Genomic DNA, 17,849 nt, shown 5'->3' on the forward strand with positions numbered 1-17,849 from the left:
GAATATTAACTTTAGCTTAACAAAAACCACCTTCATCACCCACACCTGTCAGCAAACCTTTATCATCTAACACCTTGCTGAGAGTGGCAAATACTTCCGCACCCCAACGCAATGCTTCTTTAAAAGAAGGCGCACCGATAGGAACAATCATAAACTCTTGAAAATCAACGTTATTAGATGCGTGCGCTCCACCATTGATCACGTTCATTAAGGGGACTGGCAATAAATTCGCCAAAAGTCCACCCAAATAGCGATAGAGAGGAATATCCAAAGCTACTGCACCTGCTTTGGCTGCTGCTAAAGAAATACCTCAAATGTGCCTGTAGAAGCCCCGCTAGGAACTTGTGCGAGTCCCACTGCACCACCAGCTAAATGTACTTCTGCTTCTAGGGTAGGTCTTCCCCGTGAGTCAAGGATTTCGCGGGAGATAATGGCTTCAATAGCGGTGTCTAGAAATTTAGTCATTCGTGGTTTGTCCTTGATTTTGAGTATGTCGTCAGGGTTTAACCTTTACAGTTTACTAATAACCCAATCGCTAGTTTATGTGTTTCTGGGGGAAAATCGGCTGACATTAAAGAAGATTTCCAATCACGACGGGTGACAATGATCCCTGATTCTGACATATATTTCTACATTTTTGTATGTTATAATTTTCAGAAAATAGCAAAGATTATTTATGAATACAGTAGAAATTCGTCAACAAATTCAAGAATATGTTGATAAACTGTCACCAGAAAGATTATTAGTGGCTGTTGATTTTTTGGCGTATTTGGCAGATAAACAAGATAATGATGCTACTGAAGAGTTATTGAAAATTCAAGGATTTAAAGAAGATTTTGCTAAAGCGAAAGAAAATGTTAAAGAAGGTAAGGTAATTTCTGTTAATCAACTTAAACGAAAATATTAACTATACGGTTGTTATTGGCATTGATGCTCAAGATTTTTTTGAATCTGCTTCTGCTACTTTACAAAAGAAGTTAGACAGATGTTTTGAAATTTTAAAGATTGAGCCGCGTAATTATCCTAATATAAAAGCACTGAAAGGTGAATTCTCAGGTTATTATCGTTATCGAGTGGGTGACTATCGAGTGATTTATGAAATTGATGATAATTCAAAGCTGGTAACTATTTTGCTGATTGCACATCGAAGTAAAGTTTATGAGTAGTTGCAATAAATATTCGTCCCTTCCCACCGTAACTTATCTCATTTGTAAATACTCTTTAAATACAGCAGATAAATTAAATAAAACTTTTTCTTGGACAACTGTTTTCAGTAAATATTGAATGTGAGATAATTCTTCATCTTCAAAGTCCATATCTGCACATTTTTCTTGAGTGATTAAAATTAAACTACTTTGATGTTCAACTTCTGTTATCATTGTGAAAAAATTTTGATAATTTTTATATTCATTTTGATAACTTCCTGCAAATTGACCACTAGCAAAAATATTTTCCAGATTATCAATTAGGTATAAGTGCGATTACAGCAGAACAAGTAATTACTGTCAGGTCTGTACGTCAGAGACTAGGAGGAAAAACAACATCTGTACCAAGTTCTAATTTTGAGAATTCAGTTCCATCTTCTTCATCTTCTTTAAGTTATAAAACCGATGATAAAGCAGTAAAGAAGCTGTAGCCAAATTATTCAATCCGATTAGAAAATTAGATGCAGAAAAAACCCCTATCGCGTTGATATATAATTCTGAAAAATGCTATGATATAAGCCAATCCCAAGCATTGTTATCAATTTAATTACTACCAAATTTTCCCCATATTCAAAACAAACCCTGGTAAAACAGATTCAAAACTCACAGTGTCAGGATTTTCTAAACACTCTTCTATTTGTCCAGGACGATAAATATAAACTCGGCGATTTTTGCGGTCAATTAATAACCCTAATTGGATTCCTGGTTCTTGCATATATTCCTGCATTTTCTCTTTTAAAGGCTGCAAATTATCAGAATTTGACCTTAATTCAATGACAAAATCAGGACAAATAGGTGCAAATTTCTGTTGTTGTGTAGGTGTGAGTTGATTCCATCTTGCTAATTTTATCCAGGAAGCATCAGGAGAACGTATTGCACCTGTGGAAAGTGTAAATCCCGCACTGGAAGAAAAGCCAATTCCTGAACCATTTTCATCTGACCAAATTGCTAACTGTCCAATAATATGAAATTCTCGATTTCCCGTTTCTGAATCAACAGGTGGCATAATTAATATATTTCCGAATTCATTCCTCTCAATGCGTAAATCACGGTTTTCTTGACAGAAATCAAAAAACTCTTCATCTGTCATTTGCATTGATGAGGGAAAATGTAATATCAAAGGTGATGAAATCATAATTATTTCCTCCATCTGAAATTAAAATCAATTTTACCACAAGCTCTTGCTGAAATTAGTTAATATATAGTTACCAACGGTTGAGCAATTAAAAGCAGAATTAAACGCAGATTTCGTGGAAATTCCCTATAGAATATAAGATACAGGAATTAAACAAAGGGTAAATATGCGATTACTACATACAATGCTGCGGGTAGGTAATTTAGAAGAGTCCTTAACATTTTACTGTGATGTACTGGGAATGAAGTTACTCCGTCGGAAAGATTATCCAGCGGGAGAATTTACCCTGGCTTTTGTCGGTTATGGAGAAGAAAGTGATCATTCAGTTTTAGAACTCACCCACAACTGGGGCGTAGAAAAGTATGATTTAGGTAGTGCCTATGGTCATATCGCCTTGGGTGTGCATAATATTTACGCTACCTGTGAGACCATTGGACAACTGGGTGGTAAAGTAGTCCGAGAACCAGGACCAATGAAACATGGTTCAACGGTAATTGCTTTTGTGGAAGATCCAGATGGTTATAAAGTTGAATTGATTCAATTAAAAACTCCAGAATAATTTAGGGTAGAGGGTAGGAAGATAACTTCTTTATCCATTACCCAATTCCCCCCTAAACTTAAATTACAAGTCTAAAATCTAAAATTTTACAAATGCAGCCTACAGATCCTGATAAATTTACTGATACAGCCTGGGAAGCGGTAACAAAATCCCAAGACGTGGTTCGTGCTTATAAACAACAACAATTAGAAGTTGAACATTTAATTCTCGCCCTTTTAGAAGAACCTACCAGCCTAGCTACAGCCATTCTCACCCGTGCGGAAGTTGATTCAGTCCGATTCAAACAACAACTAGAGGCTTTTACCCAACGTCAACCCAAGGTTGGAAAAAGTGATCAACTTTACCTGGGGCGAAATTTAGATTTACTTTTAGATAAAGCCGATGAAATTAGAGCCAAAATGAGAGAGGAGGAAATCTCAGAAGGGCATATAATTTTAGCGTTTGGTAATGATGAACGGGTTGGTAGAAGATTATTTAAAAGCTTAAATATAGATATTGCTCAAGTAGAACTTGGGGTTAAATCTGTTCGCGCTACTCCCAAAATCAAAGCATCTCCAAAAGCAGAAGCGGATGTGCAAGAGGAAGCTTTAAAAAGATTTGGACGAGATTTGACAGAACAAGCCAAAGCAGGAAAATTAGATCCTGTGATTGGGAGAGATGATGAAATTCGCCGGGTAATTCAGGTATTGTCTCGACGTAGTAAAAATAACCCTGTGTTAATTGGTGAGCCAGGAGTTGGCAAAACTGCGATCGCTGAAGCATTAGCCCAAAGAATGGTAAATGGCGACGTTCCTGAGTCTTTAAAGAATCGCCAATTGATTTCCTTGGATATCGGTAGTTTGATTGCAGGAGCAAAATACAGAGGTGAATTTGAAGACCGTTTAAAAAATGTCCTCCGTGAAGTTACGGAATCAAACGGGCAAGTAGTTTTATTTATTGATGAACTGCATACCGTAGTCGGGGCTGGTTCTAATCAACAAGGGTCAATGGATGCCGGAAATTTGCTTAAACCTATGTTGGCGCGGGGCGAGTTGCGTTGTATTGGGGCAACCACCTTAGATGAATATCGCAAATTTATTGAAAAAGATGCAGCATTAGAAAGACGTTTTCAACAAGTATATGTAGATCAACCAACAGTAGAAAATACAATTTCGATTTTGCGAGGTTTGAAAGGGCGTTATGAAGTGCATCATAACGTCAAAATTTCCGATTCCGCTTTAGTGGCTGCCGCAACTTTATCAGCGCGTTACATTGCCGATAGATTTCTACCAGACAAAGCTATTGACTTAGTTGATGAAGCCGCAGCGAAATTAAAAATGGAGATTACATCCAAACCTGCGGAATTAGAAACCATTGACCGGCGTTTAATGCAGCTAGAAATGGAAAAGCTGTCATTATCTGGAGAAGAACAGAGTATTTCTCCAACTAGAGAACGATTAGAACGAATTGAACAAGAAATTGCCAGTTTAACAGTTAAACAGCAAATATTTAATGAACAATGGCAAGGGGAAAAGCAGATTTTAGAATCTATCAGCGGGTTAAAGAAAGAAGAAGATGCCATGCGGGTGCAAATTGAACAAGCAGAACGAGACTATGATTTAAACAAAGCCGCTCAATTGAAGTACGGTAAGTTAGAAGGTGTGCAACGAGAACGAGAAGTTAAAGAAGCGAAACTTTTAGAAATGCAAACTCAAGGTTCGACTTTGTTGCGCGAACAAGTCACCGAAGCCGATATTGCCGAAATTGTCGCTAAATGGACAGGAATCCCTGTAAATCGCCTTTTGGAATCAGAACGGCAAAAATTACTGCAATTAGAAAGTCATTTGCATGAACGGGTAATTGGTCAAGAAGAAGCCGTTTCCGCCGTCTCTGCGGCGATTCGTCGCGCCCGTGCGGGGATGAAAGACCCCTCTCGCCCCATTGGTTCATTCTTGTTTATGGGACCAACTGGCGTGGGTAAAACCGAACTCGCCCGCGCCTTAGCTCAATTTCTCTTTGATTCTGATGATGCTTTAGTGCGTTTAGATATGTCTGAATACATGGAAAAACACTCAGTTTCCCGCTTGGTGGGTGCGCCTCCCGGATATGTGGGTTATGAAGAAGGGGGACAACTTTCGGAAGCAATTCGCAGACATCCTTACTCGGTGGTGCTGTTAGATGAAGTGGAAAAAGCCCACCCCGATGTATTTAATATCTTGTTGCAAGTTTTAGATGATGGTAGAGTTACTGATTCCCAAGGACGGGCTGTAGATTTTCGGAATACTGTCATAGTCATGACTAGCAACATCGGCAGTGAACATATTTTGGATGTATCTGGGGATGATTCTAAGTATGATTTGATGCGTAATAAGGTGATGGAAGGTTTGCGAAGTCACTTCCGTCCCGAATTTCTCAACCGCATAGATGACTTAATTCTTTTCCACGCTCTTAATCGTTCAGAAATGGGGCATATTATCCGTATTCAACTCAAACGGGTGGAAAATCTGCTCAAAGAACAGAAAATCTCTTTCGAGATATCCCAGTCCGCTTGTGATCATCTTGTGGAAGCTGGTTATGATCCAGTTTATGGCGCACGTCCATTAAAACGGTCAATTCAACGCGAGGTAGAAAATCCTCTGGCTACGAAGTTACTGGAAAATACTTTTGTTTCTGGTGATACTATCATCATTGATAAGGCTGAAACTGGGTTAAGTTTTAGTAAAAAAGTTTAGGCATTTTCATTAGTAAATAGGGGGCTTTCTATGGAATTGATTTCTTCTTTAGGGATTACAAGTTCGCAATATCTTTCCAAGGAAAGATTTATTAGTTATCATCATCGGTCGCGGTTATTGTTTTCCTTGGGTAGTCAAGTTAAAAATGTTCTAGAAATTGGTATTTTTAATTCTTTGTTTACAGAAATACTCCGACAAAGTAATTATAATGTAACTACTGCGGATATTGACCCCAATCTCAAACCAGATATAATGTTGGATTTGACGGCGGACTTTATACTACCAAAAGATAAGTTTGATGCAATTGTTCTGTTTCAGGTACTAGAACATTTCCCTTACGAAAAATCTGAATTAGCATTGCAAAAACTCGCCGCAATTACTAAGAAATATTTGGTGATTTCGATTCCCAATGCTACTGAATATCTATCATTGCAAATCAAAACTTCTTTTCTACTTAAAGCCAGACATTTACTCTGGGAAATTCCCCAATTTTGGAGTACAACACCACTTTGTGATGAACATTATTGGGAATTGGGATTGAAAGGATATCCCAAAAAGCGGTTTTTGGAATCTGTTGCTAAAGCTGGTTTGATAGTGAGGGAAGAATATGTTGATCCTACTTTCCCATATCACTACTTTTTGATCTTAGAAAAAATATAAGTGCGATCGCTTGTCTAATACCAATTCTGTATAAAGATGCCCCAAATTTAGAAAGGAACGAACCACAGAGGCACAGAGAACACAGAGGAGGAAAAGACAAGGTTACAAAATTCAACGCAGCTTCATAAAGAAATGGTATAAGATCATGAGAATATCCTACTCGGTTTTCTTTTTGGTGGGACGTTTCCGTTCTGATTTCTTCTTGAAACCTACTGCTTGGGCTGCATCACTATCTGACCCAAATTGACCTTTTACTGCTTCTTTCATGGCTAAAACAGCATTATGGAACTCCCATTCTGCTTGTTTGGCTGCATCTGCGGAGGCTTTAAATAATGCTTGTTTTTCGGTTTCTTCTTGTTGTCTTGTCACCATTTCTGCATAAGCTTTTTGTAATGCTTCTGGTGTGGCTGCTACACGAGCAGTGGTATAACCAGTTACGGCTTTGAGTCCGTTGTAAGAATCTATATCTTGCTGGAGGTTGCTAGGGGTGATGCGGCGACTAGTATCTGGGGCTGGCATGATAACTTTGTTGTTAAAAATATTTGTATCAGTTTACTATACAATGTGTATTTATGGCAATACGTTATTTAGATTTTTTATTTGAGTAGATTTGGATTGCTAAACAATGCTTGTGTATTGATATCTAATCTTTTTGTTTTTTTATGCAATGCTTAAAGAATAAATGACAATGATTTAAAATTACAATTTAATCTTTTTAGCATTGCTAACATTAAGTCATCAGCTATCTGTTTATTGTGGTTTCTGTTGCTTTAACCAAGTTTCTAAATCAGCAACTTGTGAAAAATCTAACAAAGCATCTGCTAAATTTTCCAGTTGTTCTATAGACAATGATTGAATTTGCTCGATTAATGATAATTTAATTTCACCAAATCGGCGATTTAATTGTCGTAAAACTAGACGTTCTTCTCCTTTTTGTTCTCCTTCTAGTCTAGCTTGTTCTTTATCTCGTTGATAAAATGGTGCTAATCGCATAATTAACTCCTTATTTTCTATATTTAAGATAGTTCTTCCTTATCAAGTTCAGGATAACATATTTTAAATGAGATGTCAATAGTTTTATTACCTTTTTTTGGCGATGCTTTTAAGGTGTTAAGAGTTAATGTTTTATTGGTTTGGCAAATAGGTTTATTATTTTTTTCTCACGCAGAGACGCAGAGGCACGGAGAATTAAGTTGTTTGTTTGCGAGATAGTTCTTCCTTATCAAGTTCATGATAACATATTTTAAATAGGAAGTCAATAGGTTTATTACCTTTTTTTGGCAATGAGTTATGAATGGATGATGAAAATATTTTTCTGGATTGTTATCTGATGCTTTTGGAATAATTGTCTGAATCAGGATGTCCAGGATTATAGGATTTGCAAGATGATGGAAGATAGTTCTTCTTTATCAAGATACTTCGGGAATAATTGTCTGAATCAGGATATCCAGGATTTAAGGATTTGCAGGATGATATGTATAAGAGTCATTATTGTGGATGATTTAGGGGTTTTACTTTAATTATTGCGTTATTTTCTATCTAAGCAGTTTTATATTTATGGGTTTGGTAGTTGTTCTCAATGGTTTTTGGTAAGTTAATGGTGAATTACGCAAAGCAGAATTAGTTTTGTGAGAGTTTCCCACAAAATCGCACTATATTTATTTAACTCAAGCATGATCTTTTTGAGGATTTTAGTAATTTATCAAGTAATTTGACACTTATAATCCTGTAAATCCTTTAATCCTGGACATCCTGATTCAGACAATTTTATGATTGTATCGTAAACCTGTTTTTATGTATTGTCATCAGATGCGTCTGTTTGCTGTTGCAAAGATTCTCGAATAGATAACAATAGTTCAGGATTATTTTCTATTCTTTCTAGTAAGGTTAACGCTATTTCTTTATTAAATGCGAGAAAGTTTGCTTGTTGTGCAAGTTTTTGGAGAATATCAATCAAAGTTTTTTTATTACAATGTAAAAGTCCCATTACATAAAATAACTTTACACCAACTGCTACGTTTTGTGTATCAGGATGTTCATTACCTAATCTGGTTTGATATATTGCCAATGCTTGTTGAGCTAAATTTTCAGCTTCTGAATATTTACCTTGAGATTCATACAATCCTGCCAAATTATTCAAACTGGAAGCAACATCGGGATGATCATCACCTAATTGGCGTTTCCAGATATCTAAAGATTGCAAATAAAGAGGTTCAGCATCATTGTAACGTCCTTGAGATTCATACAATCCTGCCAAATTATTCAAACTGGAAGCAACATCGGGATGATCATCACCTAATTGGCGTTTCCAGATATCTAAAGATTGCAAATAAAGAGGTTCAGCATCATTGTAACGTCCTTGAGATTCATACAATCCTGCCAAATTATTCAAACTGGAAGCAACATCAGGATGATCATCACCTAATTGGCGTTTTCTGATATCTAAAGATTGCAAATAAAGAGGTTCAGCATCATTGTAACGTCCTTGAGATTCATACAATCCTGCCAAATTATTCAAACTGGAAGCAACATCAGGATGATCATTACCTAGTTGGCGTTTTTTGATATCTAAAGATTGCAAATAAAGAGGTTCAGCATCATTGTAACGTCCTTGAGACCTGTACAATCCTGCCAAATTATTCAAACTGGAAGCAACATCGGGATGATCATCACCTAATTGGCGTTTTCTGATATCTAAAGATTGCAAATAAAGAGGTTCAGCATCATTGTAACGTCCTTGAGATTCATACAATCCTGCCAAATTATTCAAACTGGAAGCAACATCAGGATGATCATCACCTAATTGGCGTTTTCTGATATCTAAAGATTGCAAATAAAGAGGTTCAGCATCATTGTAACGTCCTTGAGATTCATACAATCCTGCCAAATTATTCAAACTGGTAGCAACAGAGGGATGATCATCACCTAATTGGCGTTTTTTGATATCTAAAGATTGCAAATAAAGAGGTTCAGCATCATTGTAACGTCCTTGAGATTCATACAATCCTGCCAAATTATTCAAACTGGAAGCAACATCAGGATGATCATCACCTAATTGGCGTTTTCTGATATCTAAAGATTGCAAATAAAGAGGTTCAGCATCATTGTAACGTCCTTGAGATTCATACAATCCTGCCAAATTATTCAAACTGGAAGCAACATCAGGATGATCATTACCTAGTTGGCGTTTTTTGATATCTAAAGATTGCAAATAAAGAGGTTCAGCATCATTGTAACGTCCTTGAGAATAATACAATAATGCTAATTTATTAAGCGTATTAGCCAGAGCATCTTGTTGTTGAAATTGAGTTTGCAAAACTATTGCTTGATTCAAATATTTTTGAGCTAGTGCTAATTCCCTTTCCCTATCTGCTGATTTTCCTGATTGTACTCGTTCAGAATATAAATTACCTAACTGGCTATAGAGAGTTTCTAGTTTGCTACTATTTGCTCCCCATTGGTTAATGGCTTCTGCTAAAGATGCTTCTAATTGTTCTGGGGAAAAAATCGAACTTGCTTGATTATCTAGAATTACCTCAGAATTGCGATTGATTAATAACTCACCTGTCACTAAAGACGGTTCAGGCTGAAAATGAAATACACCATTTCGCCAACTCCAGAAATCAGGTGCTTGCTTGGCAATTTGAGCGTAAATACGTGATGGTATCCATAAAATAATCGGCATTTTTAGTTCTCGCAATGCTTCCCTTGTCCATTGCAAATAACCAAAAAACTTTTTCAACAATTCATCTTGATTGAATGATCCTAATTTTTCTGCACCTAATACTGTGGCTATGGCATTTTCTTTTAATGTAACTTGTTGTGTGATGGCTTGCTTTAAACTAGGTTCTTGACTATCAAGATAAACTCGATAAATATTGTCAGTATATGCTAATTCCTTTTCATAATTAGCTATAATATTTTCACGCTGACGATCTGCATCACACACAGCAATGAAAATCTGTAACATCCCAATGCCAGCTTCAATGGAAACTAACAAACTCATATAAGTCTGTTTATTTGTGTTGATAATGGATTCATTGGTTAAGGTGTTCATTAAATTAACTCTTCTAACTTTAACTGTTGAATTACAAGAGGATGAAGATCATACCAACTCTCAGCATTTCTATATTCAATCACATAAACATTGTGGAGCAAATCAAGAAATTCTTGCTGTTTAGGATCATCAGGGCGATAATTCGTATATGTTTGTTGTAAAATCTCCCGGTCAGTTTTGCTCAAAGTAATTGTCATATCATTTCGCAAAATATCAAGTGCTTGCTGCAAAATTGTCGCATCAATTTGCACATCATCAATCGGTTCTAGCTTCCTTGCTTTTTGTCGTAACTGCACTAATACTAAACTACAACATTTTTGAGCAATGCGAACCAATTCCCGAATGACACCACCACTAGATAAAGCAATCTCCAGCAAAATATCATCTGCTAATAAAGTGCTATCAATTCGTTTCCGCAAAATCTCCTGTAATTTAGCTATTGTTGCAGTTACAGGTTGAGCTTCGTTTTTATGACTTTCACCTTTAGGATAAACTTTTAAAACTGGCATCACAAAAATCGGATTACTCGTTTCATCTTCGATATGTCTTTTTAAAACACCATCACGAATTGTGGCAATAGGAATTGTATAAATAACAAAGAAATTAGGTTGTAATAGTGCTTTAATATTTTTGAGAAATATACTTTCAATAGCTGCTAAATCTAGTTTATCTAAATCATCAATAATTACCACAATCTGTTTTTTACAAGCTAAAGAAACTTCTGTAGCAATCAGATTGAGAGTATCTATTAAATCTCGAAAATCACGTTTAAATTTAGTTTCTATAACTTCGCGGATACTTGCTTCAGCCTTTAACTTGCTTTTCAGAAAACTCCAAAAATCAAAACCTACTTCTAATTCAGCCCCAATTTTACTTTCTTCAATTTCTGTCCGTTCTTGAAACCAATTAAAAAATCTTTGTTTTTTGTTAGCATCAATCTCAATTTTTTGCTCCTCCGCTTTATCCATAATTTGGACAGCAATGGCAAAAAGAATATTAATATGATTGATAGCTGTAGCTTCAATTAAATCAGATATAGAAAAAAAGATTGTCAGATAATTATCATCAAATTCTCTGGCAAATTCTGCCAACAATGTAGACTTACCACAACCGCGATGTCCTGCAAAAATTAATTGATTGGTATAATCATTACCATCCAAAACTCTCTGTTCTAATTCTGCAATGAAATCATCACCATAAGGAACTCGAAAATCTGCGGTTTCTTCTGTTGTTACCAAAGGTTGCAATTGCAGATTACGAAATGCTTTTTGAAACGCCTCAATCCGATCAGTTGCCATTGTTTATGCTCCTCATATGTTGACAGTTTTTATGTTATGTCAGTTATATCAATTTTATCTATCTAAAATCAAATATTATTCCTATAGATAATTCTTATTCCACAAATCGGGTAATACTGCTAACACCCTCACATTAATGCTAAAATTCACTATATTACGCAGTTGGGCTTTACCACTGTCTTTAGTCTTCAGTCCCCAGTCTAGCATGATGGTAGTGTAATCCGAATCATAATGAAGAGGTATTCCTGACCCCAAAAAGGATAAAATCACGGAAAAATGATTTTCATAAAATATATCTGCAAGTAAAACCGACGGATAACTATGTTAGAACAAGGCAATATCAGTATTCATACCGATAATATTTTCCCGATTATCAAGAAGTCTCTCTACTCAGATCATCAAATCTTCTTGCGGGAACTGGTATCCAACGGGGTAGACGCTATCCAAAAGTTAAACATGGTATCCCGCGCTGGGGAATACAATGGGGAAATTGGTGAACCAGAAATTACCATTAGCATTGATAAAGACAACAAAATCCTCTCCATTACTGATAATGGCATTGGAATGACAGCAGAGGAAGTCAAAAAATATATTAACCAAGTTGCTTTCTCTAGTGCTGAAGAATTTATTCACAAGTATGAAGGTAAGGCAGATCAACCTATTATCGGTCATTTCGGTTTAGGTTTCTACTCTTCCTTCATGGTAGCGAAGCAAGTAGAGATTGATACTCTTTCCTATCAAGAAGGCGCACAAGCTGTGCGTTGGAGTTGTGATGGTTCACCCAAATTTGTTTTAGATGAATCTCCTCGCACCACTCGTGGAACTACAATTATTCTCACATTGGAAGGAGAAGAAGAGGAGTTTCTCGAACCAGCACGAATTAGGAATCTTGTCAAGACTTACTGCGATTTCATGTCAGTTCCCATTAAAATGGATGGGGAAGTTTTAAATAAACAACAAGCTGCATGGCGTGAATCTCCCAGTAATCTTAAAGAGGAAGATTATTTAGAGTTTTACCGCTATTTGTATCCTTTCCAAGAAGAACCCTTGCTGTGGGTGCATTTGAATACAGATTATCCCTTTGTGATTAACGGGATTTTGTATTTCCCGAAAATGCGTCCTGATGTAGATGTTACCAAAGGACAAATTAAATTATTCTGCAATCAGGTGTTTGTCAGTGACAACTGTGAGGAAATTATTCCCCAGTTTTTAATGCCCATGCGGGGCGTGATTGATAGCACTGATATACCTTTGAACGTTTCTCGGAGTGCATTACAAGGCGATCGCACTATTAAGAGAATAGGAGATTATATCGCCAAAAAAGTCGGCGATAGACTCAAAGAATTATACCGCGATAACCGCGAACAATACGTAACAGCCTGGAAAGACTTGGGAACATTCGTGAAATTTGGCGTTCTCAACGATGATAAATTCAAAAAACAAGTTGAAGACATCATCATCTTCCGCAGTACAGCCAAATTAGAAGCCCCTGTAGCCGACACCGCAGCCGTTGAAGTTCAATCTACCGATGGTGATGTTTGGCAAGATGTTACCCCAGCAAACGCGACTAGCATCCCCTACACCACCCTGAAAGAATACCTAGAACGGAACAAAGAACGTCACGAAAACAAGGTATTCTACAGCACCGATGCAGCTACTCAATCCACATACATAGAACTGCACAAAAATCAAGGTTTAGAAGTCCTCTTTATGGACTCCTTCATTGATACCCACTTCATTAACTTCCTAGAACAAGAATATCGGGATGTTAAATTTACACGGGTAGACTCTGACCTCGATAATACCCTCCTCGATGACAAAACCAGCGAAATTGTTGACCCCACCACCAACAAGACCAAAGGAGAAGTCATTAAAGAACTATTTGAGAAAGCCCTCAACAAGCCAAAACTCAACATCCGCACCGAGTCCTTAAAATCAGATGACCCACAGGGAACACCACCAGCAATGGTATTATTACCCGAATTTCTCCGGCGGATGCGAGAAATGAGTGCTATGATGCAGCAACAAAACGCTGAATTTCCCGAAGAACATATTTTACTAGTAAATACTGCTCACCCGTTAATTCAAAACTTGGTTAATCTCAGTCAAGGCAGTATTATTCAAGGTGATGGTGAATCCCCATCCAGTCAATTAGTTAATATGATGTGTCAGCACGTTTATGATTTGGCACTTATATCTCAAAAAGGCTTTGATGCAGACGGGATGAAATCCTTTGTAGAACGTTCCAATGACGTACTGACCAAGCTAACAGAACAAGCCAGCAAATAAACAACTAGATAACCGACTTCTGCGAGAAGTCGGTTGTAACACTTGATTTTTTTTAGAGATTTTCTTGATGGTTAATATAAGAACGAAGCACAGTATTAATCATTGATTGATAGCCTTTTCCCTGGTGTTTAAACCATTCCAAAACATCACTATCTAAGCGAATGGAAATAGCTTTTTTAGTGATAGGTTTCACCATTTTAGCTGTTTTCCAAAAGTTATCGTCTAATTCGGGAATATCGGCGGTATCAATGGCAGAATCTGGGATATTTTGGATTTCTTCAAGACGTTTCGGCGAGATATTCATAGTATTGTCTCCTTTCTTTAGGGGTAGCTTTTCGGGCTGAAATCAGACGAATTTTGCCGTTTCTTTCGGTATGGGCGACAGTGACAACAACAATTCCTTGTATTGCACCAATAGTAATTTCTCTAATTTCTTCATCATAGTCAAATCGTTCATCAATTGACGTAAAAACGATTCCCTGAAAAATTTCTTGTGCTTCCTCAAATCTAAGTCCATGTTTTTTCTGATTTTGTTGATTTTTATGTTCGTCCCATTCAAATTCCATTAGACCTGTAGATACATTTTGTATATACACTATGGTAGCATTAGTGATAAATGGTAAAGATTAAGATTTTCTAAAAGGTTTGATAATACTTGCCATAATTCCCTAGATACTAGATGATTATTCTTTTTCCCGAACTTGTTGGGATATAATGGAAAGGTTGTCTTTAAATAACACTCTAGGAGATACTTATTATGTCCCGTCGTTGTCAACTAACTGGTAAAAAAGCCAATAACGCTTGTTCCGTTTCCCACTCCAACCGTCACACCAACCGTCTACAACACGTTAATCTGCAAAACAAGCGGGTTTGGTGGGCTGCTGGTAACCGTTGGGTGAAATTGAAACTTTCCACCAAAGCTATCAAAACCTTAGAATTCAAAGGTTTAGACGCAATGGCAAAAGAAGCAGGAATCAACCTCAACCATTACTAAATAGCAGGGAATAGGGAACAGGGAACAGGAAACAGGGGAAGGAAAAGTTTTTTGATTATACTTCTTTTCTTTCTTCTTTCTAACTCCTGACTCCTGACTCCTGACTCCTTTCATTAAACACTTTTTAACTTAATTACACCCCGATCAAAAACGCGATTATTAGTACCAATAGCACTCACTTCCATTCTATCTGCATACACATCATAGGCCGCAAAACTCAAATCACTGGTTGAATATTCTGTCCATTGAGAACGGCCAACCGGACGATTACCGGCACCAGCGCCACAGATTAAATAGGTAGTTCCATTAATAGCGCGAGTTCGTTCATAATTATGTTCATGACCATTGATATAAAGCTGAACATTGTATTTTTTAAACAAAGGAGTAAAGGTTTTAATAAAACTTTTATTATTCCCATAATGACCAGATGAATAAATAGGATGATGACCAAAAACAACTTTCCAAGGGGCTTTACTCAGACTTAATTCTTGATCTAACCAAATTAATTGATTTTTCCAATCAGCATTACCATTAGTGTCTAAAGCAAAAAACTGAACTTTATTTTGACTAAATGTGTAATAACGTCCCTGCATATTAAAACCAGGATATTTAACTTGGGGAACACCATTATCAGTGCGAATATCATGATTACCTAAACAAGCATGAAACTTGACACCATTTTTTAGTAAAGCTTGATAGGGACGTTCAAAAACTTCATTTATTTTCTCAATTTCCCCATTATTATAGATATTATCACCAGCTAAAATCACCAAATTATAAGGATTTTGCTGATGATAAAAATTCATAGCATTAGCTACAGCATATTGTCCTTTTGTGCCAGTTCCCGTATCAGCAACGGAGACAAAACGCAATAATAAATCTTTTTTGACTGGTTTAGCGGCTATTGCTGATTCTATGAGAGAATTTGTATTTAATAATTTCCCACCCAAAAATCCAGATCCTATGGTGCTGATTCCACTTAAAAACAAAAATTGACGGCGGTTAATATTCATAATTCATTAAATGTCACAATAATTGATTATAGTCAAAATATGTTTTCTCTGTTTTTGATTTACTAATTTGGGTAAAAGTTCCATGTCAGGAGAAAAACGTAGAAAATCAAGAAATGAACCCGCAGCTATACTTTATCAAAAAAATCAACCAATTTGGAAAACGACAATTATCCAAGTTTTGCGGGGAACAATTGGTGTTTTAGAAACTACAGTAGTGAAACTGGAGACAGAAACACCCGCTGATACTCAGAAAAAAACTAATTTTTTATCGCGTTGGGATGGATTTTTAAGGACATTCCGCTTATTTTTACCATCAAATATATCTAACAATGTATCAGATACGGTGCTGACAGGAATTTTTGCTGTAATTTTTGTGGTGACAATAGGGATAAGTACATTTACATTTATTCCTAAATCTGCTGAAGTTGCAACTGTTCCCCCAGTAGAGGAAGTTATCCCCCCAAAATCAGTTATAGAACCGGAAGTAATACCAACCCCAGTTGTCGAACCGGAAGTAATACCAACTCCAGTTGTCGAACCGGAAGCAATACCAACTCCAGTTATAGAACCGGAAGCAATACCAACTCCAGTTATAGAAACTGAACCAACTCCAATTCCAGTTGTTGAATTAACACCTGAACAAGCTTTACTAGCAGCAATTGAAAATCAGTTTTCAGAAATTAGCGTTTCTGTTAAGAATACCAAAGACAAAAATATTATTTCTCAACTCATAAAACCTCTTCAAGCTAATTTCCGTACTAGTGATTTAACTGTGAAAATTAGTGATATTTGGTATAACCTGGAAAAATCCCAACAGGATAAACTAGCTGCGGAAATATTACAACGTTCTCAAGAACTGAATTTTATCCATTTAGAAGTTGTTGATTTTCAAGAGAAAATAATTGCCCGGAGTCCAGTGGTGGGTAATGAAATGATAATTTTTAACCGCTGAAATTTGATAGATGTTTGTTTTATTAAGAAATGTTAATATCACAAAACATTTCATCTTGATTTCATACTGCCATGAAAAGCTATAATTACAGTTAAACACATAACTGGGTGAAAGTATTTGCAATAGTTAGGTTTGATGACTTTTACTATTAAATCTTCATATTCTCAAAGAAAAACAAGTTATGAAAAGCAAAAATTTAATTTATGGTTTGATTGGGTTAGTAAGTAGTAGTGCTGTGAGTGGATTATTACTCGTCAGTAACACACAAGCACAAAGTCCCAATTCTGAACACAGTTCTCATCATTCATCTAAACAAGCTAATCCCCCCAAAAAAGGGATGATGATGCAAACAGATCAGCATTTTATCGAAATGATGATTCCACACCATCAGCAAGCAGTAGAAATGGCTGATATCGCATTCACTCGCGCACAACATCCAGAAATTAAGAACCTCGCGGTTGCTATTAAAAAAGATCAAACCAGCGAAATTGAACAACTGCGAACCTGGTATAAGAAATGGTACGGTAAAGAAGTACCTGTAATGGCTATGACTGATCAAGGAATGATGGCAAATCATGGAAATATGGGACAACAGATGAACCCAGACATGATGAAAATGCCGATGAATTGCAAAATGCAGTGCATGAATATGGATTTAGAAACATTAAAAAATGCACCAGATTTTGACCAAGAATTTATCCGTCAAATGATTCCTCATCATCGGATGGCTGTACAAATGTCGCAGATGATTGCTAAAAAAACTACCAAACCACAAATCCGTAATTTAGCCAAGTCTATCATTAAAAGTCAAACAGCGGAAATTAGGCAGATGGAACAATGGTATCAAAATTGGTATAAGTCCCAGCCTCTGTAAAACATTGTGAAAACCGGACTCGAAAATTTTAGGGTGTTTTCGACTCGATAATTGAGGTAAATTTGATAAAGTTTCATATCTGATTCACCCTAATAATTAGTA

The 17,849-nt window shown here is 36.5% G+C and carries 18 protein-coding genes and 2 pseudogenes; 9 read left to right on the top strand and 11 right to left on the bottom strand.

Going from position 1 to position 17,849, the window contains the following annotated elements:
- Window positions 1–22 precede the first annotated feature (22 nt).
- A pseudogene (eno, locus tag ANA_RS24570) lies at window positions 23–465 on the bottom strand (phosphopyruvate hydratase); the annotation flags it as partial.
- A gap of 211 nt (window positions 466–676) precedes the next feature.
- Here eno and ANA_RS11485 point away from each other — a divergent pair.
- Both ANA_RS11485 and ANA_RS27670 read left to right on the top strand, forming a co-directional pair.
- The gene (locus tag ANA_RS11485) at window positions 677–907 is read left to right on the top strand and encodes a hypothetical protein (protein WP_015080230.1); all 231 of its coding nucleotides are present in this window, start codon (window positions 677–679) and stop codon (window positions 905–907) included.
- Window positions 908–926: 19 nt separating this feature from the next.
- A complete protein-coding gene (locus ANA_RS27670; RefSeq protein WP_256380206.1) occupies window positions 927–1,166 on the top strand; it encodes a type II toxin-antitoxin system RelE family toxin in 240 nt (79 codons plus the stop codon).
- Between the two features lie 33 nt (window positions 1,167–1,199).
- Here ANA_RS27670 and ANA_RS11490 read toward each other — a convergent pair whose 3' ends face one another.
- Window positions 1,200–1,379 carry a hypothetical protein gene (locus ANA_RS11490; protein ID WP_041458002.1) on the bottom strand — a complete coding sequence of 60 codons (180 nt, stop codon included), beginning with the start codon at window positions 1,377–1,379 and terminating at the stop codon, window positions 1,200–1,202.
- 376 nt (window positions 1,380–1,755) lie between these two features.
- A complete protein-coding gene (locus tag ANA_RS11495; protein ID WP_015080232.1) occupies window positions 1,756–2,340 on the bottom strand; it encodes a Uma2 family endonuclease in 585 nt (194 codons plus the stop codon).
- A 166-nt stretch (window positions 2,341–2,506) separates the two neighbouring features.
- Between ANA_RS11495 and gloA the strand changes: the two genes are divergently transcribed.
- From gloA to ANA_RS11510, 3 genes are all read left to right on the top strand, one after another.
- Entirely contained in the window at window positions 2,507–2,899 is a 393-nt protein-coding gene (gene gloA / locus ANA_RS11500) for a lactoylglutathione lyase (protein WP_015080233.1), read from the top strand.
- 92 nt (window positions 2,900–2,991) lie between these two features.
- Complete coding sequence (clpB, locus tag ANA_RS11505; RefSeq protein ID WP_015080234.1) at window positions 2,992–5,610, top strand: ATP-dependent chaperone ClpB; 2,619 nt, start codon at window positions 2,992–2,994, stop codon at window positions 5,608–5,610.
- A 30-nt stretch (window positions 5,611–5,640) separates the two neighbouring features.
- Window positions 5,641–6,270 carry a class I SAM-dependent methyltransferase gene (locus ANA_RS11510; protein ID WP_015080235.1) on the top strand — a complete coding sequence of 210 codons (630 nt, stop codon included), beginning with the start codon at window positions 5,641–5,643 and terminating at the stop codon, window positions 6,268–6,270.
- 156 nt (window positions 6,271–6,426) lie between these two features.
- Here ANA_RS11510 and ANA_RS11515 read toward each other — a convergent pair whose 3' ends face one another.
- From ANA_RS11515 to ANA_RS28205, 5 genes and pseudogenes are all read right to left on the bottom strand, one after another.
- The gene (locus tag ANA_RS11515; protein ID WP_015080236.1) at window positions 6,427–6,789 is read right to left on the bottom strand and encodes a hypothetical protein; all 363 of its coding nucleotides are present in this window, start codon (window positions 6,787–6,789) and stop codon (window positions 6,427–6,429) included.
- A 231-nt stretch (window positions 6,790–7,020) separates the two neighbouring features.
- Window positions 7,021–7,275 (bottom strand): annotated as a pseudogene (locus ANA_RS11520) (DUF4351 domain-containing protein); the annotation flags it as partial.
- A gap of 787 nt (window positions 7,276–8,062) precedes the next feature.
- The gene (locus ANA_RS11525) at window positions 8,063–10,327 is read right to left on the bottom strand and encodes a tetratricopeptide repeat protein (RefSeq protein ID WP_015080238.1); all 2,265 of its coding nucleotides are present in this window, start codon (window positions 10,325–10,327) and stop codon (window positions 8,063–8,065) included.
- Entirely contained in the window at window positions 10,327–11,625 is a 1,299-nt protein-coding gene (locus ANA_RS11530; RefSeq protein ID WP_015080239.1) for a P-loop NTPase fold protein, read from the bottom strand. Before ANA_RS11530 ends, ANA_RS11525 begins: the two co-directional genes overlap by 1 nt.
- An 81-nt stretch (window positions 11,626–11,706) precedes the next feature.
- Window positions 11,707–11,832 (bottom strand): hypothetical protein, encoded by a 126-nt coding sequence (locus tag ANA_RS28205; protein WP_256380180.1) that lies wholly within the window; start codon window positions 11,830–11,832, stop codon window positions 11,707–11,709.
- A gap of 114 nt (window positions 11,833–11,946) precedes the next feature.
- Here ANA_RS28205 and htpG point away from each other — a divergent pair, with 114 nt between their 5' ends.
- Window positions 11,947–13,914 carry a molecular chaperone HtpG gene (gene htpG / locus ANA_RS11535; RefSeq protein WP_015080240.1) on the top strand — a complete coding sequence of 656 codons (1,968 nt, stop codon included), beginning with the start codon at window positions 11,947–11,949 and terminating at the stop codon, window positions 13,912–13,914.
- Window positions 13,915–13,966: 52 nt separating this feature from the next.
- On the opposite strand, the gene ANA_RS11540 is transcribed toward htpG, so the two are convergent.
- Together ANA_RS11540 and ANA_RS11545 are read right to left on the bottom strand one after the other, a co-directional pair.
- Window positions 13,967–14,218, bottom strand: coding sequence for a BrnA antitoxin family protein (locus tag ANA_RS11540; protein ID WP_015080241.1), 252 nt, complete (start codon window positions 14,216–14,218; stop codon window positions 13,967–13,969).
- The gene (locus ANA_RS11545) at window positions 14,193–14,480 is read right to left on the bottom strand and encodes a BrnT family toxin (RefSeq protein ID WP_015080242.1); all 288 of its coding nucleotides are present in this window, start codon (window positions 14,478–14,480) and stop codon (window positions 14,193–14,195) included. Before ANA_RS11545 ends, ANA_RS11540 begins: the two co-directional genes overlap by 26 nt.
- Before the next feature lie 191 nt (window positions 14,481–14,671).
- Here ANA_RS11545 and rpmB point away from each other — a divergent pair, with 191 nt between their 5' ends.
- Window positions 14,672–14,908, top strand: a complete 237-nt coding sequence (gene rpmB / locus ANA_RS11550; protein WP_015080243.1) for a 50S ribosomal protein L28 — start codon at window positions 14,672–14,674, stop codon at window positions 14,906–14,908.
- A gap of 113 nt (window positions 14,909–15,021) precedes the next feature.
- Here the strand turns inward: rpmB and ANA_RS11555 are convergent, their stop codons facing one another.
- Entirely contained in the window at window positions 15,022–15,921 is a 900-nt protein-coding gene (locus tag ANA_RS11555) for a metallophosphoesterase (protein WP_015080244.1), read from the bottom strand.
- A gap of 82 nt (window positions 15,922–16,003) precedes the next feature.
- On the opposite strand from ANA_RS11555, the gene ANA_RS11560 reads away from it, so the two are divergent.
- Window positions 16,004–16,873 carry a hypothetical protein gene (locus tag ANA_RS11560; RefSeq protein ID WP_015080245.1) on the top strand — a complete coding sequence of 290 codons (870 nt, stop codon included), beginning with the start codon at window positions 16,004–16,006 and terminating at the stop codon, window positions 16,871–16,873.
- A gap of 181 nt (window positions 16,874–17,054) precedes the next feature.
- On the top strand, window positions 17,055–17,747 hold the full coding sequence (locus tag ANA_RS11565; RefSeq protein WP_015080246.1) for a DUF305 domain-containing protein: 693 nt from the start codon (window positions 17,055–17,057) through the stop codon (window positions 17,745–17,747).
- Window positions 17,748–17,849: the final 102 nt, after the last annotated feature.

Origin of the sequence: Anabaena sp. 90 (assembly GCF_000312705.1) — a bacterium.
Taxonomy (GTDB): Bacteria; Cyanobacteriota; Cyanobacteriia; order Cyanobacteriales; family Nostocaceae; genus Dolichospermum; species Dolichospermum lemmermannii.